The 614-nt window shown below is 30.6% G+C and carries 1 protein-coding gene; it reads right to left on the minus strand.

All coding sequences use genetic code 11. From position 1 onward, the window contains the following. Nucleotides 1-180 precede the first annotated feature (180 nt). Complete coding sequence (locus K7I92_RS07395; RefSeq protein ID WP_203244928.1) at nucleotides 181-360, minus strand: hypothetical protein; 180 nt, start codon at nucleotides 358-360, stop codon at nucleotides 181-183. Between the last annotated feature and the right edge of the window lie 254 nt (nucleotides 361-614).

A 614-nucleotide genomic window follows, 5' to 3' on the forward strand; every position in this document is an offset into this window, starting at 1 on the left:
CATTTGCGTAGCTGTGAGTCAGAACCAAGTCCATATTTTTTAGAAAGATATGGCGTTCCACCTTTGCCATCCAAATATTCTAAAACAACTTTCTTCTTGAATTCAAAACTATGTTTTGCCATAAAAATACCGACCTCCTAATCGTTAGATTTTGGTCTAACTTTTGGGGGTCGGTACACATCACAAGCCTTTTTCTTCTCTTTCGTATTCATCAAAATATTCTTTTTGAATATCATCACTTAGTTCAATGTGATAATCTTCTTGTTTATTCCGAACCGCTTTTTTGTGTTTCCATTTCGATAACATAAAGTAAGCTGATATAACGATGATTAAGAGAATTGGAACGATGAATGGACTCATAAAATACTCCCTCTGTATAAGAATACTTCAAAAAAGTATGACAAGGAAGTATGGAAACCCTATAATGAGAAAGAAAGGATTGAAATATGGATTGGAAACTAATAGTAATTTTTATCATTTTAGCAATTATATTCGGGAATTTGACAGTTTTGAATTTAATATTTTCTTAAAAAGCTAGTAAATACTAGCTTTTTTGCTGTTTTCATGTCAAATTCAGGGATTTTCATTTGTAATAATATGTAATATCTGATATA

Source organism: Bulleidia sp. zg-1013 (assembly GCF_019798045.1).
Lineage (GTDB): Bacteria > Bacillota_I > Bacilli_A > Erysipelotrichales > Erysipelotrichaceae > Bulleidia.

Coding starts and splice junctions, on each gene's coding strand:
- K7I92_RS07395 (WP_203244928.1), bottom strand. CDS start 360: ATGAGTCCATTCATCGTTCCAATTCTCTTAATCATCGTTATATCAGCT.